General features: G+C 60.5%; 12 protein-coding genes. All 12 read left to right on the plus strand.

The features are described from left to right. The first annotated feature begins 1 nt into the window (after nucleotide 1). Nucleotides 2-757 carry a polyprenyl diphosphate synthase gene (uppS, locus tag TU80_RS13995; protein WP_017844743.1) on the plus strand — a complete coding sequence of 252 codons (756 nt, stop codon included), beginning with the start codon at nucleotides 2-4 and terminating at the stop codon, nucleotides 755-757. Then, nucleotides 757-1,563, plus strand: a complete 807-nt coding sequence (locus TU80_RS14000; RefSeq protein WP_017844744.1) for a phosphatidate cytidylyltransferase — start codon at nucleotides 757-759, stop codon at nucleotides 1,561-1,563. Before uppS ends, TU80_RS14000 begins: the two co-directional genes overlap by 1 nt. Then, complete coding sequence (gene ispC / locus TU80_RS14005; RefSeq protein WP_057004717.1) at nucleotides 1,560-2,750, plus strand: 1-deoxy-D-xylulose-5-phosphate reductoisomerase; 1,191 nt, start codon at nucleotides 1,560-1,562, stop codon at nucleotides 2,748-2,750. The genes TU80_RS14000 and ispC overlap by 4 nt, the downstream gene beginning before the upstream one ends. A gap of 53 nt (nucleotides 2,751-2,803) precedes the next feature. Then, entirely contained in the window at nucleotides 2,804-4,156 is a 1,353-nt protein-coding gene (gene rseP / locus TU80_RS14010; RefSeq protein WP_057004718.1) for a sigma E protease regulator RseP, read from the plus strand. 74 nt (nucleotides 4,157-4,230) lie between these two features. Further along, nucleotides 4,231-6,618: an outer membrane protein assembly factor BamA gene (gene bamA / locus TU80_RS14015; protein WP_057004719.1), complete on the plus strand. Its 2,388-nt coding sequence runs from the start codon at nucleotides 4,231-4,233 to the stop codon at nucleotides 6,616-6,618. A 44-nt stretch (nucleotides 6,619-6,662) separates the two neighbouring features. Then, the gene (locus TU80_RS14020; RefSeq protein WP_003172279.1) at nucleotides 6,663-7,166 is read left to right on the plus strand and encodes an OmpH/Skp family outer membrane protein; all 504 of its coding nucleotides are present in this window, start codon (nucleotides 6,663-6,665) and stop codon (nucleotides 7,164-7,166) included. Nucleotides 7,167-7,169: 3 nt separating this feature from the next. Next, nucleotides 7,170-8,225, plus strand: coding sequence for a UDP-3-O-(3-hydroxymyristoyl)glucosamine N-acyltransferase (gene lpxD, locus TU80_RS14025; RefSeq protein WP_046384463.1), 1,056 nt, complete (start codon nucleotides 7,170-7,172; stop codon nucleotides 8,223-8,225). 110 nt (nucleotides 8,226-8,335) lie between these two features. Continuing rightward, nucleotides 8,336-8,776: a 3-hydroxyacyl-ACP dehydratase FabZ gene (gene fabZ, locus TU80_RS14030; RefSeq protein ID WP_003172281.1), complete on the plus strand. Its 441-nt coding sequence runs from the start codon at nucleotides 8,336-8,338 to the stop codon at nucleotides 8,774-8,776. Then, on the plus strand, nucleotides 8,773-9,549 hold the full coding sequence (gene lpxA, locus TU80_RS14035; RefSeq protein ID WP_046384462.1) for an acyl-ACP--UDP-N-acetylglucosamine O-acyltransferase: 777 nt from the start codon (nucleotides 8,773-8,775) through the stop codon (nucleotides 9,547-9,549). The genes fabZ and lpxA overlap by 4 nt, the downstream gene beginning before the upstream one ends. Before the next feature lie 2 nt (nucleotides 9,550-9,551). Further along, nucleotides 9,552-10,691, plus strand: coding sequence for a lipid-A-disaccharide synthase (lpxB, locus tag TU80_RS14040; RefSeq protein WP_017844750.1), 1,140 nt, complete (start codon nucleotides 9,552-9,554; stop codon nucleotides 10,689-10,691). Continuing rightward, nucleotides 10,688-11,320, plus strand: a complete 633-nt coding sequence (gene rnhB, locus TU80_RS14045) for a ribonuclease HII (RefSeq protein ID WP_017844751.1) — start codon at nucleotides 10,688-10,690, stop codon at nucleotides 11,318-11,320. The genes lpxB and rnhB overlap by 4 nt, the downstream gene beginning before the upstream one ends. 76 nt (nucleotides 11,321-11,396) lie before the next feature. Continuing rightward, the gene (gene dnaE, locus TU80_RS14050; RefSeq protein WP_046384461.1) at nucleotides 11,397-14,918 is read left to right on the plus strand and encodes a DNA polymerase III subunit alpha; all 3,522 of its coding nucleotides are present in this window, start codon (nucleotides 11,397-11,399) and stop codon (nucleotides 14,916-14,918) included. Nucleotides 14,919-14,966: the final 48 nt, after the last annotated feature.

Genomic DNA, 14,966 nt, shown 5'->3' on the forward strand with positions numbered 1-14,966 from the left:
CATGGAAAAGACCAAGCAGACTGTGCCCTCCGTGGTGCCGCGCCATGTCGCGATCATCATGGATGGGAATAATCGCTGGGCGAAAAAACGCTTCCTGCCTGGCGTCGCCGGGCACAAAGCGGGTGTCGATGCGGTACGGGCAGTGATCGAGGTGTGCGCCGAGGCCAAGGTCGAAGTGTTGACCTTGTTCGCGTTTTCCAGTGAAAACTGGCAGCGCCCGGCCGAGGAAGTCAGTGCCTTGATGGATCTGTTCTTCAGGGCCCTGCGTCGTGAGGCCAAGCGCCTCAACGACAACAACATCACGCTGCGCATCATTGGTGATCGCTCGCGGTTCCACCCGGAGCTGCAAGCGGCCATGCGTGAGGCTGAAGCCATTACCGCCGGCAGTAACCGTTTTGTGCTGCAGATTGCCGCCAACTACGGTGGCCAGTGGGACATCGCCCAGGCTGCGCAACGGCTTGCCCGCGAAGTGCAGGCCGGCCACCTGCAGCCGGACGAAATCACGCCCGAACTGTTGCAGACCTGCCTGGTTACCGGCGACCTGCCGCTGCCGGACTTGTGCATCCGTACCGGTGGCGAGCACCGCATCAGTAATTTCCTGTTGTGGCAGTTGGCCTATACCGAGCTGTATTTCTCCGACCTGTTCTGGCCGGACTTCAAACACGATGCCATGCGTAAAGCGCTGGCCGATTTCGCTTCCCGTCAGCGTCGCTTCGGTAAAACGAGCGAGCAGATCGAAGCTGGAGCCCGGGTTTAATGCTTAAACAACGAATCATCACTGCACTGATCCTGCTGCCGATTGCCTTGTGTGGCTTTTTTCTGCTCGACGGATCCGGCTTTGCGCTGTTCATCGGCCTGGTCGTGACGCTTGGTGCCTGGGAATGGGCGCGCCTGGCCGGCTTCAGTGCGCAGTTGCCGCGGGTGGTGTATGCCGCCATCGTGGCGCTGTTGCTGTTCCTGATGTACATCCTCCCGGATCTCGCTCCTTGGGTGTTGGGTGCGGCAGTGCTGTGGTGGGCGTTGGCGACCTTCCTGGTGTTGACTTATCCGCGCACCAGCAGCCAGTGGTCCAGTGTTGCCTGCAAGCTGGTGATCGGCTTGTTGATTCTGCTGCCGGCCTGGCAAGGGCTGGTGGAGATCAAGCGTTTTCCGATCGGCAATGAGTTGATCCTGGCGGTGATGGTGTTGGTCTGGGGTGCCGATATCGGTGCCTACTTCTCCGGTCGGGCCTTCGGCAAGCGCAAGCTGGCGCCGGCGGTCAGCCCGGGCAAGAGCTGGGAGGGCGTGTACGGCGGCCTGGCCTTGACCTTGGTGATCACGCTCGTGGTTGGTGTTGTGCGTGGCTGGTCGGTGAAAGAGCTGTGCCTGGCCTTGCTGGGCGCGGCCATCGTCGTATTGATCTCGGTCGTGGGCGACCTCACCGAGAGCATGTTCAAGCGCCAGGCCGGGATCAAGGACAGCAGTAATCTGTTGCCGGGTCATGGCGGCGTGCTGGACCGTATCGACAGTCTGACCGCTGCGATCCCGATCTTTGCCGTGCTGTTGTGGATGGCTGCGTCGTGAGCCGCCTGCAACAGGTCACCGTGCTGGGTGCGACCGGCTCGGTAGGGTTGAGCGCCCTGGATGTGATCGCGCGCCACCCGGAACGCTATCAAGTTTTCGCATTGACCGGCTTCTCTCGCCTGACTGAGCTGCTGGCGTTGTGCGTGCGCCATGCGCCACGTTTTGCCGTCGTGCCTGGGGTCGCCGCCGCGCGAGGCTTGCAGGATGACCTGCGCGCCGCCGGCCTGGCCACTCAGGTGCTGGTGGGCGAGGAAGGGTTGTGTCAGGTGTCGGCCGATGCCGAGGTGGATGCCGTGGTGGCGGCCATCGTCGGCGCCGCTGGCTTGCGCCCGACCCTGGCTGCCGTCGATGCGGGCAAGAAGATCCTGCTGGCTAATAAAGAAGCGTTGGTCATGTCCGGCACGCTCTTTATGCAGGCGGTGCGCAAGAGCGGGGCGGTATTGCTGCCGCTCGACAGTGAGCACAACGCGATTTTCCAGTGCATGCCCGGCGATTTTGCCCGCGGCCTGAGCCAGGTCGGTGTACGCCGGATTTTGCTGACAGCATCCGGTGGACCTTTTCGCAAAACTCCGCTGGCGGACCTGGAGCATGTGTCTCCGGATCAGGCGTGCGCCCATCCGAACTGGTCCATGGGGCGCAAGATCTCCGTGGATTCGGCCAGCATGATGAACAAGGGCCTGGAGTTGATCGAGGCCTGCTGGTTGTTCGATGCGCGGCCCGATCAGGTCGAGGTGGTGATTCATCCGCAAAGTGTGATTCATTCCCTGGTCGACTATGTGGATGGCTCGGTGCTGGCGCAGTTGGGTAACCCCGACATGCGGACGCCGATCGCCAATGCCCTGGCCTGGCCTGAGCGGATCGATTCCGGTGTTGCACCGTTGGACCTGTTCGCGATTGCACGCCTGGACTTCGAGGCGCCGGACGAGCAGCGCTTTCCATGCCTGCGCCTGGCGCGGCAGGCCGCGGAGGCGGGCAACAGTGCGCCGGCGATGCTCAATGCGGCTAACGAAGTGGCTGTGGCAGCGTTTCTTGCACAGCGCATCCGCTTTCCGCAGATCGCGAGTATCATCGAGGATGTTCTGAGCCTTGAACCCGTGGTGGCTGTGAATGATCTGGGGGCAGTGTTCGAGGCGGATGCCAAGGCCCGCGCCCTGGCCGAACAATGGTTGAACCGCAACGCGCGTTAGTCTTTGGGCGTGTTTGCGTCTTCAGGCACTGGATTGGAATGCGGAGAAATTAGATGAGTGCGCTTTACATGATTGTCGGCACCCTGGTTGCTCTGGGTGTGCTGGTTACCTTCCACGAATTCGGCCACTTCTGGGTGGCGCGTCGTTGCGGCGTCAAGGTACTGCGCTTTTCCGTTGGTTTCGGCATGCCGTTGCTGCGCTGGCACGACCGCCGTGGCACCGAGTTCGTGATCGCGGCCATCCCCTTGGGCGGCTACGTCAAGATGCTCGATGAGCGCGAAGGCGAAGTGCCGGCGGATCAACTGGACCAGTCCTTCAATCGCAAGACCGTTCGTCAGCGCATCGCTATTGTCGCCGCCGGCCCGATCGCCAATTTCCTGTTGGCCATGGTGTTCTTCTGGTTCCTGGCCATGCTCGGCAGCGAACAGATACGTCCGGTGATCGGCGCGGTTGAAGCGGACAGCATGGCGGCGAAGGCGGGATTGGTCGCCGGGCAGGAAATTGTTTCCATTGATGGCGAACCAACCACCGGTTGGGGTGCGGTCAATTTGCAGTTGGTACGTCGCCTGGGCGAAAGCGGCACCGTCAAGGTGGTGGTGCGCGAGCAGGACTCTTCCGCCGAGACCCCGCGTGAACTGGCCCTCGACCATTGGCTCAAGGGGGCCGATGAGCCGGACCCGATCAAGTCCCTGGGCATTCGCCCATGGCGCCCGGCCTTGCCGCCGGTGCTCGCCGAGCTCGACCCGAAAGGCCCGGCCCAGGCCGCAGGTCTGAAAACCGGCGACCGCCTGCTGGCCCTCGATGGCCAGGCGCTGGGCGACTGGCAGCAAGTGGTCGACCTGGTGCGTGTACGGCCTGATACCAAAATTGTGCTGAAAGTTGAGCGCGATGGTGCTCAAATCGACGTCCCCGTGGCCCTGGCGGTTCGCGGGGAAGCCAAGGCGGCCGGGGGTTACCTCGGTGCCGGCGTGAAAAGCCCGGAGTGGCCGCCGTCGATGATGCGCGAGGTCAGTTTCGGGCCGTTGGCGGCAATTGGCGAGGGTGCGAAACGCACTTGGACCATGAGCGTGCTGACTCTCGAATCGCTCAAGAAAATGTTGTTCGGCGAGCTCTCGGTAAAAAACTTGAGTGGGCCGATAACCATTGCTAAAGTGGCGGGCGCTTCTGCCCAGTCGGGTGTCGCGGATTTCCTGAATTTCCTGGCTTATCTGAGTATTAGCCTTGGGGTTCTGAATTTGTTGCCCATTCCAGTATTGGATGGGGGGCATCTGTTGTTTTATCTGGTCGAGTGGGTGCGTGGTCGCCCCTTGTCGGATCGGGTGCAGGGTTGGGGGATACAGATCGGTATCAGTTTGGTGGTCGGGGTGATGTTGTTAGCCTTGGTCAACGATCTGGGACGACTGTAACGCTTCGCTGAATTGCGAATCTGCCGCATTTTGCGGCAGTTTGTTTATTGCCAGTTGGAATAAGAAAGGACTTCATGAAACGTCTGCTGCTAACTGCGGTTCTCACCGTATTGATGATCGCCGAAGTTCACGCCGAGTCCTTCACTATCTCCGATATTCGCGTCAACGGCCTCCAGCGGGTTTCCGCGGGTAGCGTCTTTGGTGCCTTGCCGTTGAACGTCGGGGAACAGGCTGATGACCGTCGCCTGGTGGAATCCACTCGTGCGCTGTTCAAAACCGGGTTCTTTCAAGATATCCAACTGGGTCGCGAAGGTAACGTCCTGGTCATCACCGTCGTCGAGCGACCTTCCGTCGCCAGTATCGAGATCGAGGGTAACAAGGCGATCTCCACTGAAGACCTGATGAAGGGCCTCAAGCAATCCGGCCTGGCCGAGGGCGAGATCTTCCAGCGCGCCACCCTCGAGGGTGTGCGTAACGAGCTGCAACGCCAGTACGTTGCCCAGGGCCGCTACTCCGCGACCGTGGAAACGGAAGTGGTCCCGCAGCCTCGTAACCGTGTCGGCCTCAAGGTCAACATCAACGAAGGCACCGTGGCGGCCATTCAGCACATCAACGTGGTGGGCAACACCAAGTTCCCTGATGAAGACCTGATCGGCCTGTTCGAGCTCAAGACCACCAACTGGCTGTCGTTCTTCAAGAACGACGACAAGTACGCCCGTGAAAAACTCTCCGGTGACCTGGAGCGCTTGCGTTCCTACTACCTGGATCGTGGCTATATCAACATGGATATCGCTTCGACCCAGGTGTCCATCACCCCTGACAAGAAGCATGTGTACATCACCGTCAACGTCAACGAGGGTGAGAAGTACAAGGTCCGCGACGTCAAGCTCAGCGGCGACTTGAAAGTGCCTGAAGACCAGGTCAAGGCCCTGTTGCTGGTGCAGAAAGACCAGGTGTTCTCGCGCAAGCTGATGACCACCACGTCCGAACTGATCACCCGTCGCCTGGGTAACGAAGGCTATACCTTCGCCAACGTCAACGGCGTGCCGACCCCGCACGATGACGACCACACCGTGGACATCACCTTCGTGGTCGACCCGGGCAAGCGTGCCTACGTGAACCGCATCAACTTCCGTGGCAACACCAAGTCTGCGGACGAAGTGCTGCGTCGTGAAATGCGTCAGATGGAAGGTGGCTGGGCGTCGACCTACCTGATCGACCAGTCCAAGACCCGTCTTGAACGCCTGGGCTTCTTCAAGGAAGTCAACGTCGAAACCCCAGCCGTACCGGGTGTGGACGACCAGGTTGACGTGAACTACGCCGTTGAAGAACAAGCCTCGGGCTCGATCACCGCCAGCGTCGGTTTCGCACAGAGTGCCGGCCTGATCCTCGGTGGTTCGATCACCCAGAACAACTTCCTCGGTACCGGTAACAAGGTTTCGATCGGCCTGACCCGCAGCCAATACCAGAGCCGCTATAACTTCGGTTATGTCGACCCCTACTGGACCGCTGACGGTGTGAGCCTGGGCTACAACGCCTTCTATCGCACCACCGACTACAAAGACCTCGACGTCAACGTTGCCAGCTATGCGATCGACAGCCTGGGTGCCGGCGTCAACATCGGTTACCCGATCAGTGAGACCTCGCGTCTGACCTTCGGCCTGACCGCGCAGCAGGATAAGATCAAGACCGGTGTGTACACCGTGGATGAGATCTTCGACTTCACCCGTCGTGAAGGCGACCAGTTCCTGAACTTCAAGGCGTCTGCCGGCTGGTCCGAGTCGACCCTGAACAAAGGCGTACTGGCCACCCGTGGTCACTCCCAGAGCGTGACCCTGGAAGCCACCACGCCGGGCAGCGACCTGTCGTTCTTCAAGCTCGACTACCGTGGCCAGTTGTTCCAGCCTTTGAGCGACAACTACACCATGCGCCTGCACACTGAACTGGGCTATGGCGACGGTTATGGTTCGACCAGCGGCTTGCCGTTCTATGAGAACTACTATGCAGGTGGTTTCAACTCGGTTCGCGGCTTCAAGGACAGCACCTTGGGTCCTCGTGGTACCCCTAGCCGTGGCGCTGGCGTGACCGGTAACACCGGCACTGTGGCGGATACGGACACTAGCGCACTGCCATTCGGTGGTAACGTGCTGATCCAGGGTGGTGCCGAGATCCTGTTCCCGCTGCCGTTCGTGAAAGATCAGCGGTCCCTGCGTACTTCGGTTTTCTGGGATGTGGGTAACGTATTCGACTCCAAGTGCGATCAGGTCACCAACCCGACTGGCGTGAAGTCCAATACCCAGTGTAACGAAGTAAGCCTCAGCAACCTAGCGAGCTCCGTAGGTGTTGGCGTGACGTGGGTGACTGCGCTTGGTCCGTTGAGCTTTGCTCTGGCCATGCCAGTCAAGAAACCGGATAACGCTGAAACCCAGATTTTCCAATTCTCCCTCGGCCAGACGTTCTAAGCGTCTGACCCAAGATAACGACAACGGATCTGTAGGAGTACATCGTGCGTAAGTTGACTCAATTGGTTCTGCTGGCCACTGTGCTGGTAACCACCCCGGCCTTCGCCGAGATGAAAATCGCCGTCCTGAACTATCAGATGGCCCTGCTGGAATCCGACGCGGCCAAGAAGTACGCGGTGGATGCCGAGAAGAAGTTCGGTCCGCAACTGACCAAGCTCAAAACGTTGGAAAGCAGTGCCAAGGGCATCCAGGATCGTCTGGTAGCCGGTGGCGACAAGATGCAGCAAGGCGAGCGTGAGCGCCTGGAGCTTGAATTCAAGCAAAAGGCCCGTGACTACCAGTTCCAGTCCAAGGAGCTGAACGAAGCCAAGGCTGTTGCCGACCGCGAAATGCTCAAGCAGCTCAAGCCGAAACTCGACAGCGCTGTGGAAGAAGTCATCAAGAAAGGTGCCTTTGACCTGGTGTTCGAGCGCGGCGCCGTGATTGACGTCAAGCCTCAATACGACATCACCCGCCAGGTGATCGAGCGCATGAACCAGCTGAAGTAAGCCATGACCGCGACTATCAAGCTCGGCGAGTTGGCCGAGTTCCTGGGAGCCACCTTGCGTGGTTCCCCGGAGAAAGAAATCACTGGGCTAGCCACCTTGCAGGAGGCTGGCCCATCTCAGTTGAGCTTCCTCGCAAATCCCCAATACCGTAAATACCTGGCCGATAGCCAAGCCGCAGCCCTGCTGCTGAAGGCTGCTGACGCCGAGGGTTACGCCGGGGATGCGCTGGTGGTGCCTGATCCGTACCTCGCTTATGCGCGGGTATCCCACCTGTTCGATCCGAAACCCAAGGCGGCTGGAGGGATCCACCCGACGGCGGTGATCGCCGATGATGCCCAGGTTGATCCTGCGGCGAGCATTGGCGCCTTTGCCGTGATCGAAAGTGGCGCGCGCATTGGCGCCGGTGTCACCGTGGGCGCTCAGTGCTTTATCGGCGCACGCTGTGAAATCGGTGCCGATGGCTGGCTGGCGCCCCGCGTGACCCTGTACCACGATGTGCGTATCGGGCAGCGGGTGGTCATTCAGTCGGGCGCAGTGATCGGTGGCGAAGGCTTCGGTTTTGCCAATTCGAAAGGCGTTTGGCACAAGATTGCCCAGGTCGGCGGCGTATTGATCGGCGACGATGTGGAAATCGGCGTCAATACCGCTGTTGATCGCGGGGCTTTGGCCGATACCGTGATCGGCAATGGCGTGAAGCTCGATAACCAGATCCAGATTGCCCACAACGTACAGATTGGCGATCACACCGCCATGGCGGCCTGCGTAGGCATATCCGGCAGCACCAGGATCGGCAAGCATTGCATGCTCGCCGGTGGCGTAGGGCTGGTGGGCCACATCGATATTTGCGACAACGTCTTCATCACCGGCATGACCATGGTCACCCACTCGATTACCGAGCCCGGTGCCTATTCGTCCGGTACCGCCATGCAGCCTGCGGCTGAATGGCGCAAGAGTGCGGCGCGTTTGAGGCACATCGACGACATGGCTCGACGTCTCAAGCAGCTGGAAAAGCGTGTTGGGGACGTGACCCCTGGCGGTAATGCTTCATCAGAAGGCTGATACCATTTCCATATCAAGTGTGCACAGCCGCTAGACTGCCTCCTTGATTTGCTAGCGGGGCGTGCGTTTAGTCGCCCGCCCCCAATCTTTATTACAGGCTTCCCCCCGAAATGATGGACATCAACGAGATTCGCGAATACCTGCCTCACCGTTACCCGTTCCTGCTGGTGGACCGTGTAGTGGACCTCAATGTTGAGGAAAAGCGCATTCGTGCCTACAAGAATGTCAGCATCAACGAACCGTTCTTCAATGGCCACTTTCCCGCGCATCCGATCATGCCGGGCGTGTTGATCATTGAAGCAATGGCCCAGGCTGCCGGTATCCTTGGTTTCAAAATGCTCGACCTCAAGCCTGCCGACGGCACGCTTTATTATTTCGTGGGCTCCGACAAGTTGCGTTTCCGCAACCCGGTCACCCCGGGTGACCAGTTGATCCTGGAAGCCAAGTTCATCAGCTGCAAGCGCCAGATCTGGAAGTTCGAATGCCAGGCCTCGGTGGATGGCAAGCCGGTGTGCTCCGCCGAAATCATCTGCGCGGAACGCAAACTATGAGTTTGATTGACCCTCGCGCAATCATCGATCCGTCGGCCGTACTGGCCGCCGACGTTGAGGTCGGCCCTTGGTCGATCGTCGGCGCAGGTGTGGAAATCGGCGAGGGGACTGTCATCGGGCCGCACGTGATCCTCAAGGGACCGACCCGCATTGGCAGGCACAATCGCATCTATCAGTTTTCCTCGATAGGCGAAGACACCCCCGACATGAAGTACAAGGGGGAAGAAACACGCCTGGTAATCGGTGATCACAACATCATTCGTGAAGGCGTGACCATTCACCGTGGCACCGTGCAGGACCGTGCCGAGACCACGTTGGGTGATCACAACCTGGTCATGGCCTACGCGCATATCGGCCACGACAGCGTGATCGGCAATCACTGCATCCTGGTCAACAACACCGCGTTGGCAGGCCATGTACACGTTGACGATTGGGCGATCCTGTCCGGTTTCACCCTGGTGCATCAGTACTGCCACATCGGCGCCCATAGTTTTTCCGGCATGGGCACGGCTATCGGCAAGGATGTCCCGGCGTTCGTCACGGTGTTCGGCAACCCTGCCGAAGCCCGCAGCATGAACTTCGAAGGCATGCGTCGTCGGGGTTTCAGCGACGATGCGATCCACGCCCTGCGTCGCGCCTACAAGGTGGTTTACCGCCAGGGCCTGACGGTTGAGCAGGCATTGGCCGAACTGACCGAGCCGGCAATGTTGTTCCCGGAAGTCGCGGTGTTCCGTGACTCGATCCAGGCGTCGACCCGCGGCATCACGCGCTGATCATGGCCAATCTGCGTATCGCATTGGTCGCCGGGGAAGCTTCCGGCGATATCCTGGGCGCGGGGCTGATGCGGGCGCTCAAGGCCCAGCATCCAGCGGTCGAGTTCATTGGCGTGGGCGGCCCGTTGATGCAGGCCGAGGGCCTCACCTCCTACTTCCCCATGGAGCGCTTGTCGGTCATGGGGTTGGTGGAAGTGCTGGGCCGTCTGCGTGAGCTGCTGGCACGGCGCAAGCTGCTGATTCAGACCCTGATCCAAGAAAAGCCTGACGTGTTCATCGGAATCGACGCGCCGGATTTCACCCTCAATATCGAACTCAAGTTGCGTCAGGCCGGGATCAAGACCGTGCATTACGTCAGCCCGTCCGTGTGGGCGTGGCGGCAGAAGCGCGTGCTGAAGATCCGCGAAGGCTGTGATTTGATGCTGACCTTGCTGCCGTTCGAAGCCCGTTTCTACGAAGAGAAGGGCGTGCCGGTGCGGTTTGTCGGGCACACGCTGGCCGACACCATCCCGCTGCACGCCGATCGTGCTGCGGCGCGTGCCGAACTGGGCTTGCCGGACGGCCCGCTGGTCGCGCTGATGCCGGGCAGTCGGGGTGGCGAAGTGGGCCGCCTGGGCGCGCTGTTTTTTGATGCCGCCGAGCGCCTGCTGATCATGAAGCCTGGCGTGCGCTTTGTGCTGCCGTGTGCGAGCCCGCAACGTCGCGCACAGATCGAAACCTTGCTGCAAGGACGCAACCTGCCGTTGACCCTGCTCGATGGTCAGTCGCACCTGGCCCTGGCGGCGTGCGACGCGGTGCTGATCGCCTCGGGTACCGCGACCCTGGAGGCGTTGCTGTACAAGCGTCCGATGGTCGTGGCTTACCGCCTGGCGCCGCTGACCTTCTGGATTCTCAAGCGCATGGTTAAAAGCCCCTACATCTCCTTGCCCAATCTGCTGGCCCAGCGCCTGTTGGTGCCGGAATTGTTGCAGGACGATGCAACGCCCGCAGCCCTGGCGCAGACGCTACTCCCCTTGATCGACGGCGGCGAAGAGCAGACCCGCGGCTTTGACGAGATCCACCGCACCCTGCGGCGCGATGCGTCAAACCAGGCGGCGGATGCCGTGTTGACCTTGATCGGCCATAAACAGGAAGCCCTATGACGACGCAAATGGGGCTGGATTTCAGCCTGGTCGCGCAAGCCCACGAACTGGTGGCCGGCGTGGATGAAGTCGGGCGCGGCCCGCTCTGTGGTGCCGTGGTGACGGCGGCGGTGATTCTTGACCCGAACCGGCCGATCCTCGGCCTCAACGACTCGAAGAAACTCACCGAAGCGCGTCGGGAAAAACTCTTCGACGAGATCTGTGAAAAAGCCCTGAGCTGGCATATTGCCCGGGCCGAAGTCGAAGAGATCGACGAGTTGAATATCCTCCACGCCACCATGCTTGCCATGCAGCGCGCCGTCGAGGGCCTGCATATCACCCCGAAACTGGCGATGATCGATGGCAATCGCTGCCCGAAACTGGCGATGCCGGCTGAAGCGGTGGTCAAGGGTGATAGCAAGGTGCCCGCCATCGCGGCCGCCTCGATTCTGGCCAAGGTCAGCCGTGACCGTGAAATGGCTGCGTTCGAATTGATCTACCCCGGCTACGGCATTGCGGGCCATAAAGGCTACCCGACGCCCGTTCATCTGGAAGCGCTGGCCCGTCTCGGCCCGACGCCGATCCACCGCCGCTCGTTCGCCCCGGTGCGCCTGGCTTACGAACAGCGCGAGAGCCTCAGCGAGGTTTAGTCGCGAGGCTGATGTTTTTGCCCAGGCCCGGTACAATCCCGGGCCTTGTTGTTTCTACGTTTAAGACAGGATCACTATGCCGGCTTCATTCGTTCACCTACGCCTGCACACTGAATACTCCCTGGTCGACGGCCTGGTACGGATCAAACCGCTGGTCAAAACCCTGGTGGGCATGAACATGCCTGCCGTCGCGGTCACCGATCAGAACAACATGTGTTCCCTGGTCAAGTTCTACAAGAACGCCATGGGCGCCGGCATCAAGCCGATCTGCGGCGCCGACCTGTGGCTGTCGAACAAAGACCCGGATAACCCTCTGAGCCGCATCAGCCTGTTGGCGATGAACGGCGTCGGTTATCGCAACCTCACTGAACTGATTTCCCGTGGCTTCATCGACGGCCAGCGCAACGGCGCGGTGATCATCGAGCGTGAGTGGGTGGCCGAGGCCAGCGAGGGCGTGATCATGCTCTCGGCGGCCAAAGAGGGCGAAATCGGGATCGCGCTGCTGGGCGGCAACCCGCAGGAAGCCGAAGTGCTGGCCCGCGAGTGGATGGCCGTGTTCCCTGACCGCTTCTACCTGGAAGTCCAGCGCACCAACCGCCCCAACGATGAAGAACATCTGCACGCCGCCGTGGCCCTGGCCGACAAGCTGGGCGCGCCGCTGGTGGCGACCAACGATGTGCGCTTCATCAAGAAGGAAGATTTCGAAGCCCACGAAACCCGCGTGTGCATCGGCGAAGGGCGGGCCCTGGATGACCCGCGCCGCTCGAAAAACTACAGCGAAGAGCAATACCTCAAAAGCGCCGAGGAAATGGCCGAGCTGTTCAGCGACCTGCCCGAGGCCCTGGAAAACTCCGTCGAAATCGCCAAGCGCTGCAATATCGAAGTGAAGCTGGGCAAGCACTTCCTGCCCAACTTCCCGATTCCCGAAGGCATGACCATCGATGAGTATTTCCGCAAGGTATCGTTCGATGGTCTGGAGGAACGCCTCTCGGTCCTGCTGCCCAAGGACACCACCGAAGATTACGAAGCCAAGCGTCAGGTCTACGTCGATCGGCTGAATTTCGAGCTGGATATCATCATCCAGATGGGGTTCCCCGGTTACTTCCTGATCGTGATGGACTTTATCCAGTGGGCCAAGAGTAACGGCGTGCCGGTTGGTCCTGGCCGGGGCTCGGGTGCCGGCTCGCTGGTTGCCTATGTGCAGAAGATCACCGACCTCGACCCGCTGGAATATGACCTGCTGTTCGAACGCTTCCTTAACCCGGAACGGGTCTCCATGCCCGACTTCGACGTCGACTTCTGCATGGACGGTCGCGACCGCGTGATCGAATACGTGGCCGATAAGTATGGCCGCAACGCCGTGAGCCAGATCATCACGTTCGGTTCCATGGCGGCCAAGGCGGTAATCCGCGACGTGGCCCGGGTGCAGGGCAAGTCCTACGGCCTGGCGGATCGCCTGTCGAAGATGATCCCGTTCGAAGTCGGCATGACCCTGGAAAAGGCCTACGAGCAGGAAGAAATCCTGCGCGACTTCATCAAGGTCGACGAAGAAGCCGCCGAAATCTGGGAGATGGCGCGCAAGCTCGAAGGCGTGGTGCGTAACGTCGGTAAACACGCCGGTGGCGTGGTGATCGCGCCGACCAAGCTCACCGACTTTTCGCCGATCTATTGCGACGAAGAAGGCGATGGCCTGGTGACCCAGTTCGACAAGGACGACGTGGAGGCGGCCGGCCTGGTGAAGTTCGACTTCCTCGGCCTGCGGACTCTGACGATCATCGACTGGGCGCTCAAGACGATCAACCGCGACCGTGCCAAGGTCGGCGAAGCACCGCTGGACATCGCGTTTATCCCGCTGGATGACAAGCCGACCTACAGCCTGCTGCAAAAAGCCGAAACCACGGCGGTGTTCCAGCTGGAATCCCGCGGCATGAAAGAGCTGATCAAAAAGCTCAAGCCCGACTGCCTGGAAGACTTGATCGCACTGGTCGCCCTGTTCCGTCCGGGCCCGCTGCAATCGGGCATGGTGGATGACTTCATCAACCGTAAGCACGGTCGCGCCGAACTGGCCTACCCGCACTCGGACTACCAGTACGAAGGCCTCAAGCCGGTACTGGCACCGACCTACGGCATCATCCTGTACCAGGAACAGGTGATGCAGATCGCCCAGGTCATGGCCGGTTACACCCTCGGTGGTGCGGACATGCTGCGTCGCGCCATGGGTAAGAAAAAGCCCGAGGAAATGGCCAAGCAGCGCGGCGGTTTCATCGAGGGTTGCGCCACCAACAATATCGACGCCGACCTTGCCGGTAACATTTTCGACCTGGTGGAAAAATTCGCCGGTTATGGCTTCAACAAATCTCACTCCGCTGCCTACGGCCTGGTGTCGTACCAGACCGCCTGGCTGAAGGCCCACTACCCGGCGCCGTTCATGGCCGCGGTACTCTCGGCGGATATGCACAACACCGACAAGGTCGTGACCTTGATCGAGGAAGTGCGAACCATGAAGCTGCGCCTCGACGCGCCGGACGTGAACGCCTCGGAGTTCAAGTTCACCGTGAACGACGAAGGCCGCATCATCTATGGCCTGGGGGCGATCAAGGGGGTGGGCGAGGGCCCGGTGGAAGCGATCACCGAGGCGCGCCAAAACGGCCCGTTCAAGGATCTGTTCGATTTCTGCGCGCGGGTCGATCTCAAGCGCATCAACAAACGTACCCTCGATGGCTTGATCCGCAGCGGCGCCCTCGACCGTCTCGGCCCGTATTTCCATGATGAGCCGAAGGCCTATCAGGCGAATATCGACCGCAATCGCGCGGTGCTGCTGACCGCCATGGAAGAAGCGATCAAGGCCGCCGAACAGACCGCCCGCACCCACGACAGCGGTCACGCCGACCTGTTTGGCGGGTTGTTCGTCGAAGAAGACGCGGATGTCTACGCCAACCATCGCAAGGCCAAGGAGCTGACCCTCAAGGAACGCCTCAAAGGTGAGAAAGACACCCTGGGCCTGTACCTGACCGGTCACCCGATTGACGAATACGAAGGGGAAATCCGTCGTTTCGCCCGTCAGCGCATCATCGACCTGAAACCGGCGCGCGACACCCAGACCGTCGCCGGCATGATCATCGCCCTGCGGGTGATGAAAAACAAAAAGGGCGACAAGATGGGCTTTATCACCCTCGACGACCGCTCCGGCCGGATCGAGGCGTCGCTGTTTGCCGATGCGTTCCATTCGGCGCAGTCGCTGTTGCAGACCGACGCCATGGTGGTGGTGGAGGGGGAGGTCAGCAACGACGACTTCTCCGGCGGCCTGCGCCTGCGGATCAAGCGCGTGATGAGCATGGAAGACGCGCGCACCAACCTGGCCGAAAGCCTGCGCTTGAAAGTCAAGACCGAGGCGCTCAAGGGCGATCAGCTGCGCTGGTTGGGGGACTTGCTCAAACGCCACCGTGGCGCATGCCCGGTGACCATGGAATACACCGGTAACGACGCCAAGGCCATGCTGCAGTTCGGCGAGACCTGGCGAATTGATCCCGCTGATGGCTTGATTCAAGCATTGCGTGACCAGTTCGGTCGTGACAACGTCTTCCTCCAATACCGTTGAGGATCAGGTGATGGCAAATAGCCTGATCTCGACCAAACATTTAATCTC

The sequence above is a fragment of the Pseudomonas veronii genome (genome assembly GCF_001439695.1).
Classification (GTDB): domain Bacteria; phylum Pseudomonadota; class Gammaproteobacteria; order Pseudomonadales; family Pseudomonadaceae; genus Aquipseudomonas; species Aquipseudomonas veronii.